This window comes from Allofournierella massiliensis, assembly GCF_004345265.1.
In the GTDB taxonomy this organism is placed as follows: domain Bacteria; phylum Bacillota; class Clostridia; order Oscillospirales; family Ruminococcaceae; genus Allofournierella; species Allofournierella massiliensis.
The window spans coordinates 128,128-153,535 of record NZ_SLUM01000005.1; the positions used below are offsets into that span (position 1 = coordinate 128,128).

Annotated in this window: 25 protein-coding genes and 3 pseudogenes; 4 read left to right on the forward strand and 24 right to left on the reverse strand. The window is 53.4% G+C overall.

Going from position 1 to position 25,408, the window contains the following annotated elements; all coding sequences use genetic code 11:
• Window positions 1-11: 11 nt before the first annotated feature.
• Genes EDD77_RS04195 through EDD77_RS04210 form a run of 4 tightly spaced genes read left to right on the forward strand, consistent with a single transcriptional unit; the run spans window position 12 to window position 5,169 of the window.
• On the forward strand, window positions 12-1,718 hold the full coding sequence (locus EDD77_RS04195) for a recombinase family protein (protein ID WP_058967016.1): 1,707 nt from the start codon (window positions 12-14) through the stop codon (window positions 1,716-1,718).
• Window positions 1,719-3,326, forward strand: a complete 1,608-nt coding sequence (locus EDD77_RS04200) for a recombinase family protein (RefSeq protein WP_058967019.1) — start codon at window positions 1,719-1,721, stop codon at window positions 3,324-3,326.
• On the forward strand, window positions 3,323-3,718 hold the full coding sequence (locus EDD77_RS04205) for a recombinase family protein (protein ID WP_058967021.1): 396 nt from the start codon (window positions 3,323-3,325) through the stop codon (window positions 3,716-3,718). The genes EDD77_RS04200 and EDD77_RS04205 overlap by 4 nt, the downstream gene beginning before the upstream one ends.
• A 26-nt stretch (window positions 3,719-3,744) precedes the next feature.
• Entirely contained in the window at window positions 3,745-5,169 is a 1,425-nt protein-coding gene (locus tag EDD77_RS04210; protein ID WP_341439666.1) for a recombinase family protein, read from the forward strand.
• 846 nt (window positions 5,170-6,015) lie between these two features.
• On the opposite strand, the pseudogene EDD77_RS18865 reads toward EDD77_RS04210, so the two are convergent.
• The 24 genes and pseudogenes from EDD77_RS18865 to EDD77_RS04340 all read right to left on the reverse strand — a co-directional run.
• Window positions 6,016-6,477, reverse strand: a pseudogene (locus EDD77_RS18865) (hypothetical protein); the annotation flags it as partial.
• Between the two features lie 122 nt (window positions 6,478-6,599).
• Window positions 6,600-6,950 carry a TnpV protein gene (locus EDD77_RS04220; RefSeq protein ID WP_058967027.1) on the reverse strand — a complete coding sequence of 117 codons (351 nt, stop codon included), beginning with the start codon at window positions 6,948-6,950 and terminating at the stop codon, window positions 6,600-6,602.
• Between the two features lie 891 nt (window positions 6,951-7,841).
• Window positions 7,842-8,474: an ABC-2 transporter permease gene (locus EDD77_RS04230; protein ID WP_243117486.1), complete on the reverse strand. Its 633-nt coding sequence runs from the start codon at window positions 8,472-8,474 to the stop codon at window positions 7,842-7,844.
• The gene (locus tag EDD77_RS04235) at window positions 8,471-9,322 is read right to left on the reverse strand and encodes an ABC transporter ATP-binding protein (protein ID WP_058967034.1); all 852 of its coding nucleotides are present in this window, start codon (window positions 9,320-9,322) and stop codon (window positions 8,471-8,473) included. The genes EDD77_RS04230 and EDD77_RS04235 overlap by 4 nt, the downstream gene beginning before the upstream one ends.
• Window positions 9,319-9,702 carry a GntR family transcriptional regulator gene (locus tag EDD77_RS04240; RefSeq protein ID WP_058967036.1) on the reverse strand — a complete coding sequence of 128 codons (384 nt, stop codon included), beginning with the start codon at window positions 9,700-9,702 and terminating at the stop codon, window positions 9,319-9,321. The genes EDD77_RS04235 and EDD77_RS04240 overlap by 4 nt, the downstream gene beginning before the upstream one ends.
• A 107-nt stretch (window positions 9,703-9,809) precedes the next feature.
• On the reverse strand, window positions 9,810-10,034 hold the full coding sequence (locus EDD77_RS04245) for a transposon-transfer assisting family protein (protein WP_058967038.1): 225 nt from the start codon (window positions 10,032-10,034) through the stop codon (window positions 9,810-9,812).
• 1 nt (window position 10,035) lies between these two features.
• Window positions 10,036-11,400, reverse strand: a pseudogene (locus EDD77_RS04250) (YodL domain-containing protein); the annotation flags it as partial.
• Window positions 11,349-12,248, reverse strand: a complete 900-nt coding sequence (locus tag EDD77_RS04260; protein ID WP_242868485.1) for an ABC transporter transmembrane domain-containing protein — start codon at window positions 12,246-12,248, stop codon at window positions 11,349-11,351. The pseudogene EDD77_RS04250 and the gene EDD77_RS04260, both read right to left, overlap by 52 nt.
• An 85-nt stretch (window positions 12,249-12,333) precedes the next feature.
• Window positions 12,334-12,618, reverse strand: coding sequence for a cysteine-rich KTR domain-containing protein (locus tag EDD77_RS04265; protein WP_341439667.1), 285 nt, complete (start codon window positions 12,616-12,618; stop codon window positions 12,334-12,336).
• Complete coding sequence (locus EDD77_RS04270; RefSeq protein ID WP_058967043.1) at window positions 12,566-13,183, reverse strand: TetR/AcrR family transcriptional regulator; 618 nt, start codon at window positions 13,181-13,183, stop codon at window positions 12,566-12,568. The genes EDD77_RS04265 and EDD77_RS04270 overlap by 53 nt, the downstream gene beginning before the upstream one ends.
• Before the next feature lie 187 nt (window positions 13,184-13,370).
• Complete coding sequence (locus EDD77_RS04275; protein WP_455577866.1) at window positions 13,371-13,649, reverse strand: TnpV protein; 279 nt, start codon at window positions 13,647-13,649, stop codon at window positions 13,371-13,373.
• A gap of 46 nt (window positions 13,650-13,695) precedes the next feature.
• On the reverse strand, window positions 13,696-15,498 hold the full coding sequence (locus tag EDD77_RS04280; RefSeq protein WP_058967044.1) for a CHAP domain-containing protein: 1,803 nt from the start codon (window positions 15,496-15,498) through the stop codon (window positions 13,696-13,698).
• 33 nt (window positions 15,499-15,531) lie between these two features.
• On the reverse strand, window positions 15,532-16,320 hold the full coding sequence (srtB, locus tag EDD77_RS04285) for a class B sortase (protein ID WP_058967046.1): 789 nt from the start codon (window positions 16,318-16,320) through the stop codon (window positions 15,532-15,534).
• 18 nt (window positions 16,321-16,338) lie between these two features.
• Window positions 16,339-17,091 carry a DUF6674 family protein gene (locus tag EDD77_RS04290; protein WP_058967048.1) on the reverse strand — a complete coding sequence of 251 codons (753 nt, stop codon included), beginning with the start codon at window positions 17,089-17,091 and terminating at the stop codon, window positions 16,339-16,341.
• A 26-nt stretch (window positions 17,092-17,117) separates the two neighbouring features.
• Complete coding sequence (locus EDD77_RS04295) at window positions 17,118-17,522, reverse strand: DUF6075 family protein (protein ID WP_058967049.1); 405 nt, start codon at window positions 17,520-17,522, stop codon at window positions 17,118-17,120.
• A complete protein-coding gene (locus tag EDD77_RS04300; RefSeq protein ID WP_058967051.1) occupies window positions 17,519-19,876 on the reverse strand; it encodes a VirB4-like conjugal transfer ATPase, CD1110 family in 2,358 nt (785 codons plus the stop codon). The genes EDD77_RS04295 and EDD77_RS04300 overlap by 4 nt, the downstream gene beginning before the upstream one ends.
• A complete protein-coding gene (locus tag EDD77_RS04305) occupies window positions 19,869-20,282 on the reverse strand; it encodes a PrgI family protein (RefSeq protein ID WP_058967053.1) in 414 nt (137 codons plus the stop codon). The genes EDD77_RS04300 and EDD77_RS04305 overlap by 8 nt, the downstream gene beginning before the upstream one ends.
• Before the next feature lie 4 nt (window positions 20,283-20,286).
• Window positions 20,287-20,502: a hypothetical protein gene (locus EDD77_RS04310; protein ID WP_058967056.1), complete on the reverse strand. Its 216-nt coding sequence runs from the start codon at window positions 20,500-20,502 to the stop codon at window positions 20,287-20,289.
• A 16-nt stretch (window positions 20,503-20,518) separates the two neighbouring features.
• Window positions 20,519-21,355 carry a hypothetical protein gene (locus EDD77_RS04315; RefSeq protein WP_058967058.1) on the reverse strand — a complete coding sequence of 279 codons (837 nt, stop codon included), beginning with the start codon at window positions 21,353-21,355 and terminating at the stop codon, window positions 20,519-20,521.
• A gap of 73 nt (window positions 21,356-21,428) precedes the next feature.
• Window positions 21,429-21,677 (reverse strand): glutamyl-tRNA amidotransferase, encoded by a 249-nt coding sequence (locus EDD77_RS04320; RefSeq protein ID WP_436277851.1) that lies wholly within the window; start codon window positions 21,675-21,677, stop codon window positions 21,429-21,431.
• An 88-nt stretch (window positions 21,678-21,765) separates the two neighbouring features.
• Entirely contained in the window at window positions 21,766-23,586 is a 1,821-nt protein-coding gene (locus tag EDD77_RS04325) for a VirD4-like conjugal transfer protein, CD1115 family (RefSeq protein WP_058967060.1), read from the reverse strand.
• A complete protein-coding gene (locus EDD77_RS04330; RefSeq protein ID WP_015535516.1) occupies window positions 23,573-23,770 on the reverse strand; it encodes a hypothetical protein in 198 nt (65 codons plus the stop codon). The genes EDD77_RS04325 and EDD77_RS04330 overlap by 14 nt, the downstream gene beginning before the upstream one ends.
• A gap of 15 nt (window positions 23,771-23,785) precedes the next feature.
• Window positions 23,786-24,709, reverse strand: coding sequence for a hypothetical protein (locus tag EDD77_RS04335; RefSeq protein WP_058967061.1), 924 nt, complete (start codon window positions 24,707-24,709; stop codon window positions 23,786-23,788).
• 6 nt (window positions 24,710-24,715) lie between these two features.
• Window positions 24,716-25,306: pseudogene (locus EDD77_RS04340) on the reverse strand (DUF3801 domain-containing protein); the annotation flags it as partial.
• Window positions 25,307-25,408 lie beyond the last annotated feature (102 nt).

Sequence of the window (25,408 nt, forward strand, 5' to 3'; positions counted from 1 at the left end):
GGGATGAGCAAATGGCAAGAAAAAGCAGAAAACAAATTGCAGTCGAAGAGCCGGTTATTGAATCTGTCTCTTCCGAGGTCTTCTCAACAGCCATCTATGCCCGTCTTTCCGTTGAAAACAGCGGCAAGTCCGAAAAGGTGGATGTCATCGCAAATCAGATTGAGATTTGCAAGTCGTACATTGCAGAGCGTCCCTACCTGAATCTGATAGATACCTATGTGGACAACGGACGAACGGGTACGGTTTTTGACAGACCGGAGTTCAACCGTCTGATGAACGACATCCGCACCGGCAGGATCAAGTGCCTTGTGGTTCGTGATCTCAGCCGGTTCGGGCGTGACTACATCGAGGCAGGAACCTATCTGGAACGGGTCTTTCCGCAGATCGGGCTTAGGTTTATCGCCATCAAAGAGAACTACGACAACTTTGATACGGACGGCTCCGGCGAAAGCCTCATTATCCCTCTGCAAAACATGATCAACACACTCTACTCGAAGGACATCTCCCGCAAGGTTTCTACCGCGCTCAAGGCACAGATGGAAAGTGGAGAGTTCAAGAAGCGCAATCTCCCGTATGGTTATCGCTGGGATGAAGAACACAGCAATATGGTCTTTGATGAGGAAACCGCGCCGATTGTTCAGAAGATTTTCCAATGGAAGATTGAAGGGCTGTCTCTTCCGGCGATTGCAGACCGGCTTGATGCGATGAACGCACCCAATCCGGAGTTTCAAAAGTATCAGGTCGGCGTCCGCACAGGCAATGTTACGGCAAAGAAGATTTGGAATAAGTCCTCACTCACTACCATTCTGGATAATCCCCATTACGTCGGAGATACCGTTCTCGGACGGACGCTGAACGCCATCTACAAGGGCGTCAAGAATCAGCATATCGACCGCGAGGAATGGATTGTTTTTCCCAACACCCACGAGGCGATCATCTCCCGTGAGGACTTCCAGAAGGTACGAGAAATGCGGAGCGCTGCTGCAAAGACAAGGGTTGAGAAGATGGAGCGCACGGAGGAAATCCGCGCTACACTGTTCAATCTCTTTGAAGACAAAATCGTCTGCGCAGACTGCGGCAGGAAGCTCTATTTCCATCGCAAGCGCGTTGACAAGCGCAAGGACGGCGCATGGTACGCCTTCTATGAGTGCAGTTCATCCGTCAAGCGCGGCAACCTCTGTACGCCGCACTATACGCGGCAGGATAAGCTCGAAGCCGATGTGCTTGCGGCGATCCAGCTTCAAGTCAAGGCGGCTCTCAATTACGACAAGCTGCTTGCCAAACTGAGAAACAGTGAAGGCGAACGCAGCATCCGCGATCAGCAGAATGCGCTCATCACAAGCCTGAATCTGAAACTCAGCGGCATCTCCAAGAAGCGTACTCGGCTCTATGAGGACTTCACAGAAGGCATTCTCGATGAAGAGGAATACGTCTTTGCCAAGAAAGCCTACGATGAGCAGTATGCCGACCTTTCCCGGCGGTTGGATGAAGCGGTTCAGCGGAAGGTAAAGTTTGCCGAGGCAATGTCCGAGGACAACAAGTGGCTCACGCTGATGAAATCCGTCAGCGGTGCAACGATGCTCTCTCATGAGTTAGTTGACAAGTCCGTAGAGCTTGTAAAAGTCCATAAGGACGGCTCAATCGAGCTGGTCATGAAATACGGCGATATTTACGCTCTGACCGTTCAGAGTATCAAGGAAGTACAGGAGGCGATGTAAATGAGCAATGAATACAACATCGGCATCTACATCCGCCTCTCAATGGCTGATGAAGATACCGGCTATGGCAGCAAGGCGGAAAGTGACAGCATCGGCAACCAACGTATGCTCATCAATCGCTTTCTTGACAATCATCCGGAGCTGTCTCACTGTCAGCGGTCTGAGTTTGCGGATGACGGTTATACCGGCACGAACTTTCACCGTCCTCAGTTCACGCAGATGATGGAGAAGGTCAAGCGCGGCGAGATTAACCTGATCTGCGTCAAAGACTTTTCCCGCTTTTCTCGTGACTACATTGAAACGGGAAACTATCTGGAATGCACTTTTCCATTCATGGGCGTCCGCTTTATTTCCATCAACGACGGCTATGACAGTGACGATTACAAAGGCACAACGGGCGGTCTGGAAGTGGTTATGCGCAGCATCATCTACGCCGCATACAGCAAAGACCTTTCCGTAAAGACCACATCGGCAAAAATCCAGATGATGAAGCAGGGCAAGTATGTCGGTGGCTACGCCCCATACGGCTACGTCCTGCATCCCACCATTCGGAACAAACTTGCCGTAGACCCGGAGGCGGCTGATGTGATCCGTCGTATTTTCCGCGAGGCGCTGGAAGGCAGCAACACCTCTCAGATCGCCCGCAGCCTGAATGATGACGGCATCCCGACGCCGGGGCAATACTTCAAGAGCAAGCATCCCGACAAGAAGAAGTTCAGTAACATGAGCGAGAAAATCAGTTGGGAAACCGTGATGGTCTATAACATCCTCAAAAACCTTGTTTACACCGGAACACTGGTCAGCCGCAAAATGAAGTCCTGCGGTGTCGGCTCAAAAAAGCGTGTTGTCAATGAGCCGATTATTGTAGAAGGAACGCATGAAGCGATTATCTGCAAGGAAGACTTTGAGCTTGCTCAGAAGGTCATTCGAGGCGGAGGACGGAATCCCACGCGCAAGCAGCATGACTATCCGCTCAAGGGACTCGTCCGCTGCGGTAACTGTAAACGTGCTATGACACGCCGAAAGAACAAGGCTGGCATTCGATACTTCCAGTGCATTCACTCGGTCAACAACGGAAACACAGACTGTCCGGTTGGCAGGAGCTTTCCGGAAATGGATATTGAGAAGGTTGTCTTCCATGCCCTTACTCAGTTTCTTGCTTTGGCACAGAAGGAAGCAATACAGAACCGCGAAGTCGGTGATCTGCGGAAATCTGCCATCAAGGAATGTGCTGATAAAATCCGCACTCTGCAAAAGCAGAACGAGCAGCACAAGGCGTCCAAGCTGAGGCTCTACGAGAAGTATGCAGCCGGAAGCATCACGAAGGAGGCGTACATTCAGCAGAAGGCGGCAGCGGATGTGAAGATTGCTGAAAACGATGGAGTAATCCAGCGCAGTCACGAGCGGATGAAGGAGCTTGACTCCGAGACCGCCTGTTCAGATGAAAAGCTGGATGCGGTCTGCGAACAGTACGCCGACTGCAAAGCTCTGACCTATGAGCTGACCCACGCATTCATTTCTGCGGTCTACATTTACGATCTTGACAACATAGAAATCGTCTGGAAGTTCAAGGACTTCCTCACTACATCAGAAGGAGAAGCCAAATGAAAGTATTTCTTTATATCCGCGTTGCCTGTGCGGATCAGCTTGCGGCAGCAGACCAGCGGGAAGAGCTGGAACGCTATGCGAAGGACAAAGGCTATGAGGTGGCTGCTGCTGTGGCGGCAGACGGCATCTCCGGCATCCATACGGAAGGTATCATGAACTTCCTGCTGAACGAAGCCAAGCGTCAGGACATCGGTACGATCCTCACCCGCGACACCTCGCGAATCAGCCGGGACACTTCCTCTTTCATGAGGTTTGAGCGAAAGTTTCGGGAGAACGGCATTCGGTTCGAATATCTGTCCAAGCCTGACAACGAGCTTCCGGTCACTCCGATGATGGAGGCATTTGCGGCGGCGTATAAGAAGCGTCGCACAAAGAACGGCACAAGAGCATAGAGAAAACGCAAGCCGTTCACGGGTGGTTGTCCACCTATGAACGGCTTGTAAATTCTCAAAATTTTTTTAGTCCCTACTTGACACAAGAAGACATGAGCCGGTTAGGGCGTAACTACTTGCAGGTAGGGTTTTACACGGAAATGCTGTTCCCTCAAAAGGGAGTGCGTTTTATCGCTGTCAACGACAATGTGGACAGCGCAAACGGCGGCATGGACAACGATTTTACCCCTCTGCGAAATCTGTTCAACGAATGGCTGGTGAGAGATACGAGCAAGAAAATCAAGGCAGTTAAGAGAGCAAAAGGCATGAGCGGCAAGCCCGTTACCAGCAAGCCGGTGTACGGCTACCTCATGGACGAGGACGAGAATTATATCGTTGACGAGGAAACCGCGCCGGTAGTCCGGCAGATATACCAGCTTTGCCTTGCCGGGAACGGCCCGACCAAGATTGCCCGTATGCTTACGGAGCAGCAAATCCCCACGCCGGGGACGCTGGAATACCGCAGGACGGGCAGCACCCGCCGCTACCACCCCGGCTATGAGTGCAAATGGGCGACAAATACCGTTGTCCACCTGTTGGAAAACCGGGAGTACACCGGCTGTCTGGTAAACTTCAAGACGGAGAAGCCCTCTTACAAGACCAAGCACAGCGTAGAGAACCCCATCGAGAAGCAGGCCATTTTTGAGAACCACCATGAGCCTATCATAGACCGGGAAACATGGGAGCGCGTGCAGGAGTTACGCAAGCAGCGCAAACGCCCGAACCGCTATGATGAAGTGGGGCTGTTCTCCGGTATGCTGTTCTGCGCCGACTGCGGCCATGTGATGTACCAGCAGCGGTATCAGAACAAGACCCGTAAGCAGGACTGTTACATCTGCGGCAGCTACAAGAAGCGCACCCGTGACTGTACGGCGCACTTTATCCGCACCGACCTGTTGACCGCCGGTGTCCTCTCCAATCTCCGGCAAGTGACGGAATATGCCGCCAAGCATGAGAGCCGCTTTGTGAAGCTGCTTATCCAGCAGAACGAGATCGGCGGCAAGAGAAAGACCGCCGCAGCCACCAAGCAGCTTGAACAGGCGCAGGAGCGCATTTCCGAAGTGAGCCGCATTATCAAGCGGCTGTATGAGGACAATGTGAACGGCAAAATCAGCGATGAGCGTTTCATGGAACTGTCGGCTGACTACGAAGCCGAGCAAGCGGAGCTGAAAAAGAGAGCCGCCGCCCTGCAAGCCGAACTGGACAAGTCACAGGCAGCTACCGTCAACGCCGAGAAATTTATGGGCATTGTCCGCAAGCACCTTGCCTTTGAAGAACTGACCCCCACTCTCTTGCGGGAAATGATCGAGAAAATTGTGGTGCATGAGTGCAGCTATGATGAGAACGGCACCCGCAGGCAGGACATTGAGATTTATTACAGCTTTGTCGGCAAGATTGACTTGCCCGAATAACCGCCCGACCTATCCGACACAATGGCCAAGTGTCGGATAGGAACGGCAAAATTTTTTGCACTTCTATTGCTTCTTTATCACACATAAGCAAAGGTCCATCGTTTCCACGCGCCCGGCATACAGCTCGGAAAGGCGCTGGGCGATTTTGGTATTGCCCTCGCCATCCCGCAGCCAGCGGGAAATATACTCCTTGTCCTGCCAGGTAAACAGGCCGGAAGTCAGCACTTCCCGCAGGTCCTGGTCCGCTTTCTCCGGGTCAGCAGAAAGGAACTCGGTAATGGGGCCGTTTCGCAGGTCGTTTTGTAGAAGCTGCTCAAACCGTTCCCGGCTCTCGGCCCGGAAGATGGGGTAAGCCATGCCAGCGGGAAGGAGCTGTACCGTATCCTCCCGCAGCTCTGTGATCTGGTATTCCTGATTGTTCAGATAGACCGTATCGCCCTCATGGTAGACCGACGCGGCAGGGTCATAGACCTTTTCCTCCGGAATGGCCTGCTGGATGGCCTCATATTCCTCATCGGAAACGGTGATGTCAATCTCATGAGTCGGCTCCCCGTTCCCGATGGTGATGGTGTCTCTCTCGCGGGTGATGGGCTGGCCGGATAAGTCCGGCGCAGGCGGCTCCGTCAGGGCAGCGTAAGTTTCCTCCAGCACTGCCCGATGGAGATTGTTGTGAAAGCTGGCCAGGTCATAGTAAAGCCGCAGGAAAGCAGTATCCTCAATAGAGAGGACCGCCCGTTTTACCGCCTCCGCACCCTCGATCATGGCGTTTTCCCGGTCCGAATTGCGGCAGGCGTTGCGGTATGGCTTATCCGCCAATACCTTTTCCCGCACAATGGGCAGATACTTCTCGTAAATCTCCCGGACGGTGGCAGGAGGCTCCGCCTCGGTGCGTTCCTCGGCTGCGATGGCCTCCACATCCCGCATCACCTGCCGGATGAAAGGGGCATTGTCCAGTTTCTCCGGGTCCGTCACCTGACCGTCCACAATCCCGCGCTCGGCCAGGGCCTCCCGGATGGCGATAGGGTCGATGTTGTCAAAGCGGTCCTGTTCTTCCTGGGTATAGAAGCGGTCCTCCTTGATGAGCTGGGCGATCCGGCGCTGTACTTTGGGCCACGGCACATCGCCCGCCGCGCCATCTGCTGTGACAGGAAAGGCAGGCAGCCCATCGCCGTATTCCTGCCGCAGCCAGGCGGCGGTATCCTTTTCACGGGCATGGTCCTTCATGTAGCGGACAACCGCGTGCTTGCTCTCGATGTTGCCGTTCCATTCCTGGATGGCGGCATCAATGTCGGCCTGGGTAAGCGCCCGGCGAGGGGCCGCCGGTGCTGGCGGGGCCGGTTCCGGTTCCGGGACAGCAGAAGGGCCAGACGCGAAAACGCCTGGCCCTTCATCAATCCGCCGTATTTGTTCCTGTTCCGAGGGGAACAGGGTTAGCTGTATATAAGTTCCGCCATCAGGATTTCCTCCGCCTGGGCTTTGCAGGTGTTCATCAGCCCCACCCAGGTCATCGGATCGCGGGCTTTCAGTTCCTCCGTCACGCCCGCCGTCTGCATCAGCTCCGGCATCATCTGTTCCAACCGCCGGTTCATGGTCTGTTCGATCTCGTTCAGGTGCGGGTACAGTTTCCCGCTCACCATCATGGCGTTGAACAGGACCGGCCGATGCTCCTTCAGATAATCCCGGCGCATCCTCCCGTACCGTCCCAGGGGCTTCGTTTCCTCCAGCTTCAGGTCGGGGATCAGGTAATCTCCGTTCCTCGTGTAAGTCAGGTTGTTCTCCATGTGTGACGCTCCTTTCCGCGAATTTGGCTCGTTCATAATTTTGGATGGTAATGCCGATCTGCCGCAGCACCTGTTGGTTGCTCTGGCTGACCGCCGTTCCCAGGGCGGCTACCGCCTCCGGGGTGTTGAAATCGAAGATACTTAAAAAGTCCTCATGGTCGAAGTAGCCTTCCGGCTCCAGTCCACACCGGGACAGCAGCGAGTAGGTAATGCTGACCGTTGCGGCATTTCTGAACTGCACTCCGATGTTAAATTCATCATAGCCTTCCAGAAAGCTCCCGTCAACGATGTCGAGGATGTCCTGTTTGTGTTCCACCCAATATTCGCTGACAAGCTGGGCGGCGATGCTTTCAAGCTGTTCCGCCAGGTTGTTTTCCGGCGGCGCGCCAAACCGCTCAGTGAGGGCCTGAGCCACCGCCGCCTCATGCTCCGGGCGAAGCTCCCACAGGAAGGGGTGGCGGGAATTCTTCCGCAGGCCGGTGTCAGAAATGTCGAACACATACCGAAGCCTGGGCTTTTCGCGGGAATTGTCCACAAGGGCGATGCCCTTGGAGCCGCGCCGCACATACCGGCGCATGGTGTCGTTCCAGAGGTCATATTCCGCACAGGCCGTTGCGTCCGGGCGCTGGGCGAAGATCATAAGCTGCTCATGGAAGGGGTACTTATACAGCCGGGAGGCGGTGGTGAGAAATGCGGTCCATTTCTGCCAGCTATCCGTCAGGTGGGTGGCGGTGTAGCTGGCCATCGCACTGTAAAACTGGACCTTCGATGTCATTGGTGTTCCTCCTTTCTCCTGTTTTCAGGCAAAGAAAAAGCAGGAAACCATTGTTGATTTCCTGCTGAGTAGCGCCGCCGGAGGCGGCTAATGTTCAGTTTTGGAGACTTTGTTCCTTATGTTATATCCTGCTTGCGATAGACTGCTGTTGCAATTTTGTAAGAAACCGCAAAACAGACAAATGAGATTGCAAGTACAATATAAAAGGCCAAAAGGATATTATCTTTTACCGGAATAAACAAGTTTATCAGAAGCACGAGAGCTGTAATAATCCCTGTTGATGCTACAAAGGCTATCATATAAACGATTTGTGATTTTTCCGCATCAAAAAAGTAGACACAAGGAAGGCTGATACCGCCTGCAAATAAAGCTGCACTTATTCCGATGGCTGCATTAAAAAGCAACGAATAGAGTGTTATTGTCATGCCAAGCAAGGACATTATCCCGAGCGATGCCAGTACAACAATTATTCCTATTGCAGAAAGAAGGAGGTAAAGGATATATTTTGCCCCAATAATTTGATCTCTCGATACGGGCATTGTGATCACATTCTTATTCCATTTTGAACTTGCGTCATTGGTGATGCTCATGTAAACAGCAACAGTAGCAATGGCTGGTGCGAGCATCAAAATCGAACTCGCGTCAAGTAAAAATGAAAGCCCAAAGGCCAAAACAAACAGGGCTGTGAGTGTGACAATAATGCCGCTCTTGGCGATATAGAAATCTTTTAACAAAATGCCTTTCATCATTTTTCCCCCTTTACATAGAGCAACATGATTTCATCAATCGTTGCTGGCACAATCATCGCTTTAGGATACTTTTTCTGCATGGCGGTTCGGTCGGAAATCAGGACCTGCCATTCATAATCCATCTTTCGATACACAATGATGTCGGATTTATCCAGGGCATCAAACTGTGCGGCTCCGCACTTGATGATACCGTACTGCTCCGTCAGTTCATCTTTAGGCTTTGAAAAAACGACTTTTCCTTCGTGTATGAAAACGATATAGTCAGCGATCTTTTCAAGATCAGTGGTAATATGGGAAGAAATCAAAATAGAGTGGTTTTCATCTTGAACAAAGTCCAGAAGAATATCCAAGATGTCGTCTCGAATAACCGGGTCGAGTCCACTGGTGGCTTCATCCAAAATCAGCAGTTTAGAGTTGTGGGATAAAGCGGCAGAGATTGCCAGTTTCATCTTCATACCCCTGGAATACTGCTTAATCGGCTTATCTATCGGCAGGGACAGTTTCTTCAAAAGGCTAAGAAAGGTGCGTTCGTCCCAAGATTGATAGATGTTTTTCAAAACTCGGTTGAGCTTTCTAGGAGAGAGGATTTCCGGATAATTGCTGCCGTCAAATACAACGCCAACTTGCTCCTTTATCTCATTATCCAGTTCTTCTTTGCCCAAAACCGAAACAGAACCGGCCTCTTTCTGGATGAGGCCAAGTGTTGCATTGATCGTAGTGCTTTTTCCAGCTCCGTTTTCGCCAATCAATCCTACAATGGAACCGCTGGGGACGGAAAAAGAAATCCCATCCAAAACAAAGTCCTTATAGTTTTTTGTTAAACCCGAAATCGTCAAGGCATCATTCATTCGCATTCATCCTCCTGATACATAAGTGTGAGTAATTCTGTCAGCTTATCCAGAGATATTCCGCTTGTACGGGCAATCTCGATTGCCTCCGCAAATTTTTCTTCTATCCTCTTTTGCTGTTCTTCCAGATAGAAGTCTTGATTTTGCGCCGATACATAGCATCCTTTTCCGGCAGTTATTTCAATAAATCCATCGTCTTGCAGGCAACCGTATGCCTTTTGAACTGTCAAAATACTTATATGCAAGGATTTTGCCATAGCTCGTACTGACGGGAGTGCTTCACCGGCACTCAACTCACCGCTCATAATGGCAGCCTTCACCTGTGATGCAATTTGCTCATATAGCGGCTGGCTTGCCTTGTTGCTTACGACAATCTCCAAATTCTCACCTCCACCCGTTCTATACTGTATTAACTGTATTATGTCTTGATTACAGTATAGAACGGTATGGTACAGATGTCAAGAGGAAATACAGGTTAAAATAAAAATTATACCTCGTCAAAATCCGGGTACAGTTCCAGCTCGGCAAATGCTTCATCGGTCATGGCGGACAGCTTTGCAAGGGCAGAGTCGGTAAGCTCTAAAAGCTCCGTTTCATCTGTGCCCAGGTAGCCGCGCATCTCGGTGAGGGCCTCGATCAGCTCCTGGCGGGTCCCGTCCCCGGAATTGTAAATGCACATCAGGTTGATTTCTTCAAAGGTAAAGTTGTTCATATCAAAGCTCCCTTTCCGCGCTCCTTTTGGGCGCTGTCTTTTTCCGCTCCTGTTTCGGACTCTGCCGGAGCTGTTCCATCACAGATTTCTTCTTGTCCCGTTCCTCCCGGTGGACGGCATCTGCCAGGTCCATCAGGGAAATGGGCTGTCCGCCTCTTGCCTGCGCCTCCAGCTCCGCAACCGTTGCTTTGGAGCCGTTGTTGATGATGCCGTCAATCATGCCGTAATCATCCTCAACGGTCATTTCCGCATTTTTCAGCGGATTGGACGGGAGAAAGCCGGGGATTTCCTGAAAGCCAGCACTGTCGCAGTAATGGCAGGATACCACGCCATCCCTTTTTATCGCAACGATGTCGCTGACGCTCATGGATGGGCTGTGGAAGTCTGCCGGGCGGTGAAAATTAAACTGTTCAAACAGCTTGTGAAGCCGCCCGTCAATGCTGCCGGTTTCCGGGAGCGGAGCGGTATAGACCAGATCATAGTTGCCCCGCTCCACAGAAAGGTCGTGGGCGTTCAGCCAGTCCATATTCATAAAACGAAGCCTCTGCGGGTCATTCTCGGACACCTGGTAAATGGCGAAGCAGTCCCCCTCATGGGAAAGAAATGCCCGTTCCCGTTCTTCCTGATGGTTCAGGCGGTCCTGTACCCGCGCATCGAACTCCGGGCTTTCCTCCCATTCTTCGCGGGAAACAGCATACATGGTCCCGGCGGCCTGGGTGTCAAATTCCTCCCGGTCAAACAGCATCTCCGCGCCGCCGCCATCTACCACCGCATACACGGTCAGATCCCGCTCGTAAAGCTCCATCGCCCGCTCTTTGGAGAGGGGGAGCATATCCCCGTCCCGGTAGCCGCACTTTTCCAAATCATCCAGCGTGAGCATCGGGTCCGGCATAGGGTACTCATCCAGCGTCTGCTCCGGGGCATCCGGCAGCATGGTACTCTCCGGGACGGCGGCCTGGGCCGCTGCCTCCTGCATCTGCTGGTAGGCCGCCTCCTGCAAGGTTTCGATCATGGCAAGGGGCGCATACTTGATGGACTGGCCTCCCAGGTCGTGCATCTCGCAGATTTTCAGGGCGGCGGTGGATAGGGGCAGTTCCGGCGCATCCAACTGGCCGCCATCCATCTGACGGAGGGTGTCTTTGTCATAGAGGGTGTAGTCATAGGCAAGTACCTGTTGCTGCAACTCCTTTTTTCCTTGTAGCTTCGTTTCCAGTGCTTTCAGTTCGCCGCTGGTCTGGCGCATTTCCTGATAGGCGGTATCAACGGCGGCTTCTAACTGCTCCGGGGAAGTAAAGCCGTGTTCCTGATACACATTCAGCGTCGCGGCCATTTGTTTGAGGTTGTGCATGGTCGCCCAGCGTTCATAATAAAGGTTGCGGCTGGCAGGGAACCATTCATGTAAAACAGGCACCCGACTGGAAGTACACTAATCAGCGCCGCAGGCCATACACTCATCATAACCGCCGAATACTTTTGTGTGTCTTTCATCCAGTCTAAAATCAGGTTTGCATTTGCATGTACGGCATCTGTAAATTTCTGATAGGAATTGTCTGCCTGGTTAAATGCTTTAATGACTTCAATACCGCCTATGTATTCTACCGTTGTTGCGCTCATGTGATTCCCGGCTTTCACAACTTCCCCGTACTTCTTGGGATATTCTTTCATCATTCCCATGTAGCACATCATTCCGACCGGAATTGTAATCAGCGATACTAACGCCATTCTCCAGTCCAGGATGAACAGATAAACGATGATTGCAATCGGCACAAGAAGATTTGAAGTCATTTCCGGGATTACATGAGCAAGGGGAACCTCTAACTGTTCGATACGTTCCACCATGCCATTTTTTAGCTGCCCGGACGGAGTATTGAGAATGTAGCCCATAGGCACTCTGGTAAGTTTTGCAGCAATTTTCCGCCTTGCCTCTGACAGCACTTCAAAAGTTGCTTCATGGGATGCCCTTGTGGATATTCCCATCAATATTGCTTTTAGGACAAAACAGCCCCCGGAAATCAAACACCACACCATGTAAAATGATAAATCCCGATTACCGGAGAGCAACTCAATCGTCATTCTGGCTGTGGCAAAATAGGGGACGATACCAAAGGCAACTCCCAACACAGCTAAAACAACCGAAACGATGTAGCCAGTCTTATGCGGTCTGGCAAACTCTACAAGCCTGCCAAATGGATTCCCGCCTTGCGACTGATTCATATAAATCCCTCCTTTAGTTAGGTTTTGCTAACTCTTATTCAAAAGAATAAGCCGATAATCTGTCATGTGATTTTACACAAACAAATTATCGGCTCTGCGTCTTAGCGTCTGGCACTACTGATAATCGTATTTTCATATTGTCAACATCTATCAAACATTCCTGCTTGCATTTGGGACAAAATATTGGAAAGTTCCTCAATGAAGTATCTGCCCGTATCTTTGTCCGTGTTCTGCATTTACAAAAAGGACAGTGAATCCATCCGCTTTCGTCCACGCAAAAGCTTTCTGTTTTCTGCATTTCCTTCGCACCTTCTTTCTTATTTTTGATAATATTCTTTCCAGCCATTCCCATAAAAAGCACGCAGCTCATTGATATACTTCTTTGCTTCTTCCATCGGCATATTGTGAATTACCACTTCAAATATACCGGAGTAAAAAGCACTGGAAACAACGTGTAAGAATCCATCTGTAATTCGCCCTTCCGACAGAGCTTTACTTCCAACTTGAATCAAGAATTTCTTTGTACAATCCGTATCCAGTTCCACTAATCCTTCCAAAAATTCCTGATAATAATTCCCCGGCGCTCCGGTAATCAGCAACTTAAATTCAGAAAAATAATCATAGATATATGCAATCACAACTTCAAAGCCACGGTCTGAATACTCCATAAATTTTTCGTTTTGCTCGCGCTCTGTCAAAGAAGAAAAGCTGCTTAATGATTGCCTTAATAGCTCTTTCATGCCGTTAGCTGCTGGTTCAACAAGAAATCGGAATAATCCCTCTTTATCCGAATACCGCGTATATATTGTGCTGGTACTGACACCGGCATTTTGAGCAATCGTCCGTATCGAGGCATCCGTATAACCTTTTTCTAAAAATTCTGCTTTCGCGCAGGCAAGAATCTTCTCGTCAAATTCTTCGATTCTGCTTGCCATTGATTACCTGCCTTTCTTTTAAAACACCGTTTTAAAAACATTGTATTAAAAACACCGTTTTAATTATACCAGAGAAAATGAGATTGTCAAGAGGGCCGTATAAATTTCGTGTTTCATCAAAAATATTGACGCAACCAATGAAATTATAATCCGTTTAGTTGCGCCAATGTTTTCACATTTTAGTTATTCAATTTTCTAAAATTAGTTCGGAATAAAGGATTTCCTCCACCTGCGCTTTCAGCGTGTTCATCAGCCCCACCCAGCGCATAGGGTCATGGTCTTTCAGTTCTTCGATGACACCCGCCGCCTCCATCATCCGGGGCAGCATGGCGTCCATCCGCTCCCGCGCCGCCCGGTCAATCTCCAACAGGTGCGGGTACAGCTTTTCGCTCAAAATCAAGCTGCTGTAAAGGCCGGGCCGGTGTTCCTTCAGGTAGTGTTGCCGCATACGGCCATACAAAGTTATGTACCCAGCCGACTACGCGGCTGGGTTTCTTCTTTTTTTGAGGAAGTTAATAGGCCGGGCAACCGTAGCCCAGCACATCAGAATACCCAATAGGATAACTGTTCTGGCGCACGGAATCGCCGGAGTTGCCCTCTACGGTATAGACACGGCCATTCTCGACTTTTTCCACAATACCCACATGGTCGGCTGACATATCGCCATCCCAGTCAAAAAAGATGATGTCGCCAGAACGCGGCTCATAGCTTCCCGACTGCCACAGCCCGCGCTCCTGGAACCAGGGAACACCCTGGGACGCGCAGGCTGCAAACTTCGGGATCACGCCGGCTTCAATATAACCGCACTCATTGGCGCACCAGCTTACAAAGCAGGCGCACCATTCCACACGGCTGCCAAAGCCGTACCAGCTCCAGTACGGTTCGCCGCCGACATTGCCCACCTGGGAGAGCGCCACCGTGACGATTTCGCCGTCCCCTCCGGTAATGCCGTAAAGCACCTGGGACCACAGGGAATTGTTCTCATCGGCCAGAAGCTCCGCCATCTGTTCCCGCTGGTCCTCGTTAAAGCCGAACTGGTCGGCCATTTCCTCGGCGGTCTTATGGCTGACGGTGATATACAGATAGGTGCGTGTGATGGTTACTTCCGTTTCCACGATATTTCCGTTACCATCATCGGATGTTTCAATCACCGTTTCCGTCTGGGTGGATGTGCTGGACGAAATCTCATTCATCTGCCAGAAGATGTCCTTCAAAAGCTCCAGCTTCTCATCATCCATGGTGGCCACTTCCTGGGCGTTGTCCGGGTCAGTGGTGGTTTTGACAGCGTAAACCGCCAATACCTCTTTCCACACAGCGCGGGAACCGGACATCTCCAGCACATCATAGCTGTGGGACGCCTTGATTTCATCCAGGTTCTCCTGGTAATCTGTATTGATCTCCTGTACAGCAGTCTGCATGGTCTGCCCGGTGCCGGAATCCTCGCCGGAGAAGAAAATGCCAAAGCAGGAGCCAATAATCATACCGATGAGGCAGATCACAATAATCACCAGTACGGCAATCCAACCGCCCGCGGCGATGGCCGCGATCAGCGCCTTGGTCGCCGCAATGATGGCTTTCACAGCCGCAACCGTAGCCTTGACCGCCGCCTTTGCCGCAACTACCGCAGTCCGGGCCGCTACACGGGCAGCATGGGCCGCAGCCCTGGCAGCCCGCGCCGTGGCCTGGGCAGTCCGCTGGGCGGCTTTGGCCGCCTGCTGACTGGTCTTAATACTGGCCTTGGCAGTCTTTTCCGCCGTTTTGATGGATTTGCTGGCGGTTTTTATCGTCCCCTTGGCTGTGGAAGAAGCCTGCTTGATGGTTTTGCGGCTCCTGTCCACTGTCTTAATGCCTTTCTTGCTGCGGTCCAGGGTCTTGATGGCCCCGCGCTCCTGACGGACCGCCTTGGCCGGCTCGGAAACCGTATCCGCCGCCTGACGGCCACTCCAGCGTGTGGTAGGCTGCCCAGCCTGCCGGGCCGCCTGTTTCTCCGCTTGTTTTTTCGGCTGTTCCGCTGCGGCTTTCCGCTTTTGGATTTTCTCCTTGACCTTGGAGATGTTCTCCTTGGTCGTTTGAACCCCCTTGCGGCCCTGTTTATCAAACTGGTGGACCGCTTCATGGGCGACGTTATCCACCCCAGCGGAAAGACGGTCGGACGCATACTCACCGGGGGAACCCTCCTCGGCATACAGGCTGTGGTCGGCCTTATCCTTGGTGCGGATATACGCCTCCTTCATCCGTTCAGAAGCAACCGCCGCTTTATCAATCGCTTTAATGCCTTTTTTCTCAGAAACTCTTGTTTTAATGCCCTTGCCCATGGGCTTCACCTCCTTCCCAGGGCGGGCCCCCCCTTATTCCTCCAGCAGCTTGGCCACAACCACCATCCGCCCGTTGGTCCGGGAATACTCGCAGGTGGAAAGGGTGATAAGCTGGTCGCCATATTCCGCAGTCACACCCGTATCATAGAGCGCCAGTTCTTTGCACTTGGCAATAAACTCGTCAAAATCTTCTTCCTGCTCGGCCCGGACGAAGTGGTAATACTTGAACCCTTCCTCCGAATAGGCCACCGTCTTGAAGGCGGCAATTACCTCATATTCGCCAAAGCTGTCCAGGGTATCAAAACGGATGGTCTTGTGCTCCTGGTAGAAATCCTCGCTCTCGTACTTGCACAGGTCGGAGAACATACTGCCGTTGTTCATGTGATGGCCGTACAGCACCAGATTGTCGGAAATGCCGACGTCGCAGTTTTCCTGCATATATGGCACCCCATAGCTGCTGTACGACTTATCAAAAGCGTGTTTCAGATAGAAGTTGGGGTTATCCTTGGTCTGCATGACAGGGTAATCAATCCGGGTGCCGGGAATGGAAATCCAGCCCAGCAGGTCGCTGTTCTGGGCGTACACATCCGCATATTTCTCAAAGGCCGTGAGTTCTTCTGGCTCCTGGGCCGGGTCATCGGCCAGCTCCAGCGTGGGCAGCTCCCCATCTTCTTTGACCAGCTCGGCCACCTCGTCAAAGGCTTCGGCGCTTTGCTTCTGATCCAGGTATTCCCGGCAGAGCATAGCCCCGGAGAAAAGGAAAAGGGCGGCACAAAGGGCCGCCCCCGCAATCAGTAGTCTGTTTTTAACTTTGTCACTCATATTTTCACCCTCCTGTACTTATCGTGCCTGTTCTTTACTGGCCGCTTGGCGGCGCTGCCCGGCCTGGGCCGATTTCAGCCCCTGCAGCTCAGTTTTCACTGATGAACGCCCTCCATTGATTCGCTCCACCGTGAGCGCCGTGTCACGATCCATCTCAGAAAATGCCTTGCCGCAGTACAGCACAAAGCTCCGCAGCTTGGCAAGCACACCCTTATCCGCAGATAATTCCTTGCTTTCCTGGGGTTCCTTTCCCGCAAGGGCAAGCCCGGCGTTTTTGATGTGGCCGCCCGCCTGGTGCAGTTCCTCCCGCATAGCGTCCAGCCTCACGGCAAGCTGCCCCATGCTTTTTTCCGCATGGGCAAAGCCCCGTCCCATCCGGGAAAGAACCGAGGGGATACGCAGGGCCTGGGCCGCATGGCACAGGGCGGAGCGCCCTTTCTCCCGGAAAGTCTGCACCATCTGCTTTGCAGATGAAATGAGGTTTTCTTTTGCCGTGGAAACCATTACTTTGGTCTGGCGGACTTTACCCTCCACAGTGTCCACAAGCTGGGAGCACCGGGCGCGGATTCCTTTGTCGTGGAGCTTGCCCACCTCCATGCGCATTTCCTTCATTTCGTCCATCATCTGTGACAGCTTTTCTTCCATGCCGTCGATATAGCCCACCAGGGCCTGTACTTCTTCCTTTTGTTTTTGAAGCCCGCTCTGTTCCAGAACGGAAATCAGGTCTATGATCTGCGGATGGTCCCGCAGCGCAAGAGCCGGTTCAGCCATGGTTCATTCCTCCATTCTCAAAAGTATCATCGCGCCGGTTCCGCCTGCTTTCTTACAGGGGGCAGCTCCCGGCAGTATTCCGGGTAACGGATTTTCACGCCTTCCATAAAGTAGGGGGCGAACTCGCAGCAGAACAAATCCTCCGGGGAATAGGCGTTACTGTGCTCCGGGTCGGTGTAGCCGTTCCAGAGATTAAAAGCAAGGCGGCACACCCGGACGGTGCCGCTGGTCTGCCAGCCGCCGTGCATACCATCCGGTTCAATGCAATCCTGCTTGAAATCAAACATCTGGCGGATGTTTGCCCGCGTTTCCGGGGCAATCCCCATCACATAGAAAAAGGCCCGGTGGTAACAGTCGTTCCGCCGCGCCTCGCTCATCATATCCAAAAAGAAATCCCGGTGCTCCAGGGACGCAAAGCGGATATTGCTCATGCCGGCACCTCCTCGCCGCCGAATACGCCTTCACCGGGCTTGGTGGTCATCAAAGCATAGAGCTTGGTGTCGCGGGGGAACCGGTTGACAAAAGGCACCAGGGCGCTGCCATACCGGATGAGGCCGCAGCCTGCGTCCGCATTGGTGACATAGCTCATCTGCTCGTTGGAGATATTGAGGAGCTTCGCCAGCTTTGCCCGGTCGGACGCCGCCTGGTTCAGCATGACGATGAACTCCGAGTTGGAGAGCATGGTGCTGGCCTGGACGGAATCCAAAAGGTACTCCACGTTCTGCGTGATTGCCGTCGGATAAGCGCCGCGCTTTCTGAATTGCCTCCATGCGGAATTAAAGAAAATGCCGCTTTGCTCATTTTCAAACATCACATGGAACTCGTCGATGAACACATGGGTGCGCTTGCCCCGTTTCCAGTTGAGGGTGACGCGGTTCAGGATTGTATCGGTGATGACCAGGGAACCGGCAGGCTTTAGCTGCTCGCCCAGACCGTGGATGTCGAACACCACATAGGGCTTGTTCAAATCCACCGTGCTTTCCCGGCCAAAGATGTCCAAAGAGCCGGTGGTGTAAAGCTCCAGGGAAAGGGCGATCTCTTTGGCCTTGTCCTCCGGCTGCTCCAGCAGCTTCCGGCGCAGGTCGCAGAGGGTGGCGGCCCGCCCGGCTTTCTCCGCCTCCGGGTACACCAGGGCGGTGCAGCGGTCGATGATGGATTTGTGCTGCGGCCCCACGCCGCGCTTGTCGATCTGCTCGATAAGGGACATGACAAACTGGCTCTTTTCCACGATGGGGTTTTGCTCACCGTAGCCCTCCACCATATACATGGCGTTGAGGCGGTCTTTACCGCCTGCCACCAGATGGGCCACCGTCGCTTTCTCCCGGCCCAGGGCTTTGACGAGTGCGCCAAATTCTCCCTCCGGATCGCAAATCAGGATGTCGTCATTGGCATAATCCGGGTGGAGCATAAGGAACGCGATCAGCTCCTTGGCGCTGAAGGACTTGCCCGCGCCGGGGACGCCCAGCAGGAAGGCCGACTGGTTCAAAAGGTTCGCCTTGTTGCACATGATGAGGTTGTGGGAAATGGCGTTCTCTCCAAAGTAAATGCCGCCCTTATCCTGGATCTCCTGTACCTTGAAGGGGATGAATACCGCCAAACTCTCGGTGGTGAGGGTGCGGAAGGCGTTGATTTTCCGCACCCCGATGGGCAGGGCGGTGTGCAGGCCATCAAGCTGCTGGAACTTGAGCACCGCAAGCTGGCACATGTGCTTTCGCGCCACAGAGAGCACCGCTTCGGTGTCGCTGTCAAGCTGCTCCTTGGTGTCGGCGGTGATGGCCAGGGTCATCACCGCGAACATCATCCTCTGGTCGCGGGTGGTGAGGTCATCCAAAAACTCCTTGCTCTCTTTGCGCTGCAATTCCATATCGTAGGGGACCACAGCAGAGAAGTTGTTGTTGGCGTTCTGGCGGCGCTGCCAGTTGGTGATGTTGGTTTCCACACCCAGCAGGCGGTTTTCCACCTCCCGCACGGCTTCATCCGTGGGAACCGGCACAATGTCGATGGAGAACATCAGGTTGCGGGCCATGTCGGTAAGCTCCGTTACCATGTTATCCTTAATATAAGAGGCGTAGTCTTTGAGGAACAGCACCCGGCAGAACTTATCGCCCAGCTTCAGATAGTCGCTGTTTTTCTCGATCCCGTCCGGGCAGATATAGTCCTTGAAGCTGTGGCCCCGCTTCATCATCTCGCGGGCGTTGAAAACAAACTCGGATTCTTCGCCCTGGCGGTAGAAGTCGTGCAGGATACGCAGGCGCTCGGTGGCGTCCAGCTCCACGCACTTGGAACCCAGGGCCGCAAAGTGGGAAATGAGGTCGGCTCCCACGCGGGCAAAGTAGGCGCGGGCCTCCTCGACGTCCTTCTTCACCACGGAGATGGTGATATACTTTTCCTGCATAATGCCGTTGGCTCCGGTGGCTTTATCCAGCAGCATTTGGTTATACTCCCCACGGTACTCGTCCCGGAAATCCCCCTGTATGGGCATGAGGATGGATGTTTCAAAGTTTGCCTTGTTCAAGCGGCGGTTGTTGATGGTGATTTTTGTCACCGCGCCGGAGTCCAGGGAATTGAGCAGCTCCGAGTAGGTGAGGAACATGGATTCCTTGTCCTCCCGGCTGGCTACCAGGTAGTTGATGTCCGAAAAGCGGTAGGTTTTGGAGAAGCGGTTGCCGGTCAAGAAAATGCCGTCCGGCCAGATACGGCGGACGGGGATCACATCCTGCACCTTCCGGGGGACGGTATAACGCTCCTTTTCCTGTTTGGACATGGTTTTGATGGTCTTAATCATGCTTGGCCTCCTTCCGTTTGTGAAAATGCTTCGGCTCTTTGGGCTGCCGTTTGACGGGACGCCCGGTTTGCAGCCCTTCAATGGTATCTTTCAGCGCCGCGTAGTAGTAGTTGCTGTCCTCGAATTTGAGTTCCTTCGGCTCCAGCATTTCCGAGCGCAGCCACGCCCAGATGAATTGTTCCGCCGTCATGCCGTGGTAGGTGATAAACCCCAGCATGGCAAAGGGGGCCGCCCCCAAAATGCACATCCAGGACAGGGTTTCCACCCCAAAGTAGGGGCGCAGGATAAAATAAAGGCCCACGGCCACGCCGCAGGCGAGGACAGAAAAGATGAACTGCCGCATACTCAAACCGAAAAACATGGATTCGGTGTAGTTGCGGATTTCCCGGTTGATCTTGACTTCCAAAATATCACCTCACAATCACATTGCCGGTTTCAAGGTAAACAATGCTGCTCTTGGGAATATAGGCAAAGCCCAGCAGCCGGTCGCCCACGGTAAAAATCTCGTCTGGAGCCGCTTTGGAGAAGTGGCCCACAATTCCCTTTTCAGCGGGCAGGTCGTAATCCTCCACCATTGGGATGGCGGTTCCATCAATCAAGTGCAGCACATAGGTTTGATAACGCATTTGTTTTCCTCCTTTTTTACAAGCCCATCATCTCGCGCACCACGCGGTCGGCCATTTTCACCGCGCCCACGAGGACGAGCATATTAAAGACCAGCTCCCCGATATAGCTCCATACCTGTGTGACAGCCGCCGCGTTGGGGTCAATGGCAGGCGGTGACGCCGCAAATAGGGAAAAGATAATGCAGGCCAGCACAATGATGGCCCCCTCTAAGCACACAGCGGCATAGCTCTTGATAAAGCTCTTGCCCACGTTTTGGGTTGGCTCCCCGGCAAAGGTGGAGAGGGGCACCGGCGCGATGGCCGTGTATAAATAGAGCTTAAAAAATCTCCCATAGACGGTCATTATCATAATGAAGCTTAGGACTGTAATGAACAGCCCGCCAATGAGCGTCACCGCCCACAGGGGGATGCTCTCGAAAAAGCCGCAGCTTTCCACCGCCGTGACAATCTCCTGGGGGAGAACCGTCTGCTGCGCGGTTCCAAAGCCCGCCGCGTTCATTATTGTTGAAACGAGGCCCTGGACGATATTAAAGAGGGCCATCATCAGCTCCAGCCCATAGGTCACGACGCCTTTGGCAATGGCGAACCGGATGAACAGCTTTAAGGCGTGCTCCGGTTTCTTTACCTCGGCAAAGCTGCCGCAGGTGCGCATAACGCCCACTACAAAGAACAGCACCAAAAGCGCAAGGCCAATGGCCCGCACCGCGTCGTGGATGTTGACAATGACGCCCCAGATGGAGCCGCCCTTAAACTGTTCCGGGCTTTGGGTGATGAGCTGCCAGATCTCGGACAGGTACTTGTTCCAGGTGTCGAGGGCATTTTGCAAATTTTGAACAACCCAGTTATCGGACATTCAACAACCTCCTTTCCGGCAACGGTAAGGGGCAGGCCGCCATGGACCTGCCCCCGTACTGCCGTTATTCAAATCAGCCGGTAATCAGGGTCAGAATCTCCTTCGCAAACGTAATCACAACGCCGCCGGCCAGGGTAAGAAAGCCGTTGGCCCGCTGGCTGGGGTCGTGGGATTTGAGAGACAAACCGATCTGTACCACGCCGAAGCCCAGCAGGATCATACCTACGGCGCGGATCAGGCCGAAGATGAAATCACTGAGGTTGTTGATAACCGTCAACGGGTCGCTGGCGGCAAAGGCCGTAGTGGTGCAGCAGCACAGCATGAGCACCAGGGCCGCATAAACGGCAAAGGCGCTCCGGCCCTTTCTGCCCATGGGCAGGCTGCGGGTTTCTTTCTTCTTGTTTTCCTTCTTAATCCATTTCATTTTGGGTGTCCTCCTTGAATTGAAAGATATTCTCCATGTCCTCATCGGACAGAAGCTCGTAAAGGGTTTCCGGTTCCCGGATATTGGCAAGGTCGCCGGGGGTGAGGCGGCCAATGACCATATCCGCCACAGCGTTTTCGGTGCCGCCGTGGGAATAGACGGGCGCGCCGCCATCGGTGGTGTACTTGATGTTGGGGTGTTTCAAAAGGTCGTACTTTTCATCCATCAGCGGCGCTTCGCCACGGATAAAGAGCAGGGCCAGATTGTTGTCCAGCATACGGACCTCATCGGGCGTCATCAGCTCCCGGCCTGTGATCTGGTTATTGGTGGAGTAGCTGCCGGAATGCCCGGTGCTCTTGCCGTAGGTGTCCAGCCAGAGGGTGCTTTTCCCCAGATAATTTTCGGAGATCAGCTTGTGGGTGGACGTTTCGTTGCCGCCCAGATACAGAAATTCATCGCAGTTGCCGATGATGGATTCCCATTGCTTTTCAAACAGCGCCTTGAGCTGGGCAATGTTCTGGATGATGATGGAAACACTGATATTCCGGGAGCGCATGGTGGCCAGCAGCTTGTCGAAATCATCGGGCAAGCTCACGTTGGCGAACTCATCCATGAGAAAATGCACCGGTGTGGGCAGACTCCCGCCGTGTACCCGGTCGGCAGAATAAAAAAGTTCCTGGAAGGTGCTGGCATACAGCAGGCTTACCAGGAAGTTGAAGCTGGCGTCGTTGTCCGGAATGAGGGCAAAGAGAGCCACTTTTTTCTCGCCCAGGCTGGAAAGGTCCAGCTCATCCGTGGCGGTGAGGGCCGCCACCGAGGAAAGATTGAATTTCTCCAGGCGGGACGCCAAAGTGATCTGAATGGATTTCAGCGTTTTGGCAGAGCCGGAACGATAATCCTTGTAATACTTCACGGCGATGTGGTCCGGGGAACGCATTTCCAGCCGGTCAAACAGCTCATCCAGAGGGGATTGGTAGGAATCATCGTCCTCCCGTACCTCGCCGGCACGAAGCATTTCCATGACCATGGGAAAATTCTTTTCGTCCTCCGGCGCTTCGTACCACAGATAAAACACCAGCGCCATGAGGAGCATACTGGCCGCCGTATCCCAGAAGGGGTCGTTGGACTGGCTCCCTTTCGGGGTGGTGGCTTTGAACAGGTTCGTCACCATCTTCTGCACATCGTTGTCGGATTTCAGATAGGCAAAGGGATTATAGCAGTGACTTTTCTCCATGTTCAGAAGGTCTACCACCTTGATCTCATAGCCCATCCGTTCCAGCAGGCCGCCGCAGTCGCGCAGCAGCTCGCCCTTACAGTCCAGAATAAAAAAGGACGTATTGCATTGGCAGATGTTCACTTTGGCATAGAAGCGGCTTTTTCCCGCGCCGCTGCCTCCCACCACCAAGGTGTTGAGGTTGCGGCGGTGTTTCCGGCCATCCAGCCCCATGCGGACATGCTGGGTGAAAATGCGGTTTTTGAACAGGTCCCTGTCCCGGTATTTCTTATTCACGGCCCGCGGATCGCCCCATTTGGCGGAACCGTGTTCTTCACCTCGTCTGTAATTGCGCCGGGAAGAAAGATAAATGCCAATGCCCAGCCCATAGGCGGCAATAAAAATGAGGACAGTTTTTACACTGTCCTCACACCACACGATTTTGAATGGATTGTTCATTGCCGCAGGCAGGGCGCTGACGATCTCCGAAAGTCCCCCGGAAATGGCAGGCGCAATCAGCAGGGCGAACCAGATCACCGGGACCAGCCCCAGGGCATAGAGCCAGGGGCCGCCCGCCTTATTATCTGGCTTCATCCCGGCGCTTCGCTTTCTTGTCTTTTTGGGCTGGGGCGTCAATGGTTTTCAACAGAACGTCCTCCACCGGGCCGGGGTCACGCTGTTCCTCCAGCATATCGTTGCGCAGCTCATTGAGGGCGCGGATCATAATGCCGTGCTCGTAGCTGTCCAGGGTGAGAACGACTTTTTCCTGTTTTTCCATGGGTCTACTCCTCCTTTACCGTTCCTGTTCCTTCTGCTTGCTGTCGCGGGTGAGGCCCATAGCCCTGGCCATACGGCCATTCAAGGATTTGAAGGCGTCCCGCATATCAGTGAGGGCCGCAGGAATATCCTCCCTTGGGACCTGCCCCTGAAACACGCCGTCCAGCTTGGAAATCTCATACTCTTTGGCGTCCACGCCATACCGCTTGCAGAGCATATAGCTGACCGCATAGGCTTTGTAGCCGTCCGTTTCCCTGGAATAGCCGTCCATGCTTTGGGCAAGCTGCACGTTGGCAACCTCCAGCGAAACACAGCGGAAGATGTCCGGCGCGTCCATGCCCTTTTTCACCAGGATGGCGTTCTGCTCTGCGGAAAACATGGCACCACGGCCCTGGGGCAGCTCCTCCACAGCCCGGATAGGCACCGGGGAACTGGCGATCAGGCCCTTCAAGAGCAGGCGGTCATCGTAGCTTACCTGGGGCTGCGCCTGATCCCGCGCCGTGGTCTGGGAAATATCATAGACTTCCTTGGCGTAAAAGTTCTGGCCCACGCTGCCATCCTCACGGCGGTATGCCTTGCCCGGCTCCAGGATGATAATGGGCAAACGCTTCTCATCCTCCAAAATCTCGATCCCCTGGGAATGCCACTCCTTGTAGCCGCCCACACGCACCGCGTCGGGGCATTGTTCCCCGATCAGCAGCGCATTGCGGGCAGAGTGGAAGGGGAACCGGCTCTGCACATCCAGATATGCCTCCATACTGCCCGCACCCTCAGAGAACTCTCCAAAAATCTTATCCAAGGTGGCATAGGCTTCTTTCCGCTGCTTTTCCTCTTTTACCTGCCACCACTGGCGCTTAGGGCGCTCTTTCCGGCTTTCCTGTTTCTGCGGCGCGGTCTCCGCCTGGGGCTGCTGTTCAAACAGATCATCAAAGTTATTCATCACAGATTACCTCTCTTTCGATTTGGGTTTCTTTTTGGGTTTGGGCGGCTGGTGCCGTGTGGTTTTCTGAGCCGCCTTCTTCTGGGGCGCAGCCGGCTCCTCGGCCCTGGCAGCCTCCGCCTCCTTCTTCCGCTGGGCCTGGATGTCCCGCAGCTCCTGCCGGACGGAAGGCTTTTCGGCACCATCAGAAGTACCCCTTGCGGACTTGCTGCTGTTCTCGGAGATAGGCGCGGACGGATGGGATTTTTCCGCCGCTGGTGTAAAAGAATTGGTTTTCTCCGCTGACGGGTGCTCTGGCTGGGCCTTCTCCTTCTGGACGGGCTTCTCCATCAGCTCATCCAAAAGCTGGTCGTCCTCGCTTTTTTCCGGCATGGCCTGCTCCGGCGCGGCGGGTTCGCTGCCGCGCTGTTCGCGGGATTTCTCAATATCCTCCTTGATCGAAGCCGTGTCCACTACCGTGAGCTTGAACTTCTCCACGATCCGGTTGGCTCTGGCGGCGTCATCCTCGAACACCAGAATGTCGATGGTATCGTCGCCTTTCTTCACCGGGATAGGCGCATAGAGAATCCCGTACCCCTTGGCTTGCTTGGCAAACTCCGGGCAATCCTCCTATTACAATATATTTACGGTTTAAGGCACGGCAGCCAGCCGTGTCTTTTCCGTATCGTTGCCTAAGCTGTTAGAATGAGAGTGTCTTGG

What these genes read in the sequence shown, in the direction of transcription:
- EDD77_RS04195 (WP_058967016.1), top strand. Translation starts at nt 12, where the DNA reads ATGGCAAGAAAAAGCAGAAAACAAATTGCAGTCGAAGAGCCGGTTATT.
- EDD77_RS04200 (WP_058967019.1), top strand. Translation starts at nt 1,719, where the DNA reads ATGAGCAATGAATACAACATCGGCATCTACATCCGCCTCTCAATGGCT.
- EDD77_RS04205 (WP_058967021.1), top strand. Translation starts at nt 3,323, where the DNA reads ATGAAAGTATTTCTTTATATCCGCGTTGCCTGTGCGGATCAGCTTGCG.
- EDD77_RS04220 (WP_058967027.1), bottom strand. Translation starts at nt 6,950, where the DNA reads ATGGAGAACAACCTGACTTACACGAGGAACGGAGATTACCTGATCCCC.
- EDD77_RS04230 (WP_243117486.1), bottom strand. Translation starts at nt 8,474, where the DNA reads ATGATGAAAGGCATTTTGTTAAAAGATTTCTATATCGCCAAGAGCGGC.
- EDD77_RS04235 (WP_058967034.1), bottom strand. Translation starts at nt 9,322, where the DNA reads ATGAATGATGCCTTGACGATTTCGGGTTTAACAAAAAACTATAAGGAC.
- EDD77_RS04245 (WP_058967038.1), bottom strand. Translation starts at nt 10,034, where the DNA reads ATGAACAACTTTACCTTTGAAGAAATCAACCTGATGTGCATTTACAAT.
- EDD77_RS04260 (WP_242868485.1), bottom strand. Translation starts at nt 12,248, where the DNA reads ATGAATCAGTCGCAAGGCGGGAATCCATTTGGCAGGCTTGTAGAGTTT.
- EDD77_RS04265 (WP_341439667.1), bottom strand. Translation starts at nt 12,618, where the DNA reads ATGAGCTGCGTGCTTTTTATGGGAATGGCTGGAAAGAATATTATCAAA.
- EDD77_RS04270 (WP_058967043.1), bottom strand. Translation starts at nt 13,183, where the DNA reads ATGGCAAGCAGAATCGAAGAATTTGACGAGAAGATTCTTGCCTGCGCG.
- EDD77_RS04280 (WP_058967044.1), bottom strand. Translation starts at nt 15,498, where the DNA reads ATGGGCAAGGGCATTAAAACAAGAGTTTCTGAGAAAAAAGGCATTAAA.
- srtB (WP_058967046.1), bottom strand. Translation starts at nt 16,320, where the DNA reads ATGAGTGACAAAGTTAAAAACAGACTACTGATTGCGGGGGCGGCCCTT.
- EDD77_RS04290 (WP_058967048.1), bottom strand. Translation starts at nt 17,091, where the DNA reads ATGGCTGAACCGGCTCTTGCGCTGCGGGACCATCCGCAGATCATAGAC.
- EDD77_RS04295 (WP_058967049.1), bottom strand. Translation starts at nt 17,522, where the DNA reads ATGAGCAATATCCGCTTTGCGTCCCTGGAGCACCGGGATTTCTTTTTG.
- EDD77_RS04300 (WP_058967051.1), bottom strand. Translation starts at nt 19,876, where the DNA reads ATGATTAAGACCATCAAAACCATGTCCAAACAGGAAAAGGAGCGTTAT.
- EDD77_RS04310 (WP_058967056.1), bottom strand. Translation starts at nt 20,502, where the DNA reads ATGCGTTATCAAACCTATGTGCTGCACTTGATTGATGGAACCGCCATC.
- EDD77_RS04315 (WP_058967058.1), bottom strand. Translation starts at nt 21,355, where the DNA reads ATGTCCGATAACTGGGTTGTTCAAAATTTGCAAAATGCCCTCGACACC.
- EDD77_RS04320 (WP_436277851.1), bottom strand. Translation starts at nt 21,677, where the DNA reads ATGCTGTGCTGCTGCACCACTACGGCCTTTGCCGCCAGCGACCCGTTG.
- EDD77_RS04325 (WP_058967060.1), bottom strand. Translation starts at nt 23,586, where the DNA reads ATGAAGCCAGATAATAAGGCGGGCGGCCCCTGGCTCTATGCCCTGGGG.
- EDD77_RS04330 (WP_015535516.1), bottom strand. Translation starts at nt 23,770, where the DNA reads ATGGAAAAACAGGAAAAAGTCGTTCTCACCCTGGACAGCTACGAGCAC.
- EDD77_RS04335 (WP_058967061.1), bottom strand. Translation starts at nt 24,709, where the DNA reads ATGAATAACTTTGATGATCTGTTTGAACAGCAGCCCCAGGCGGAGACC.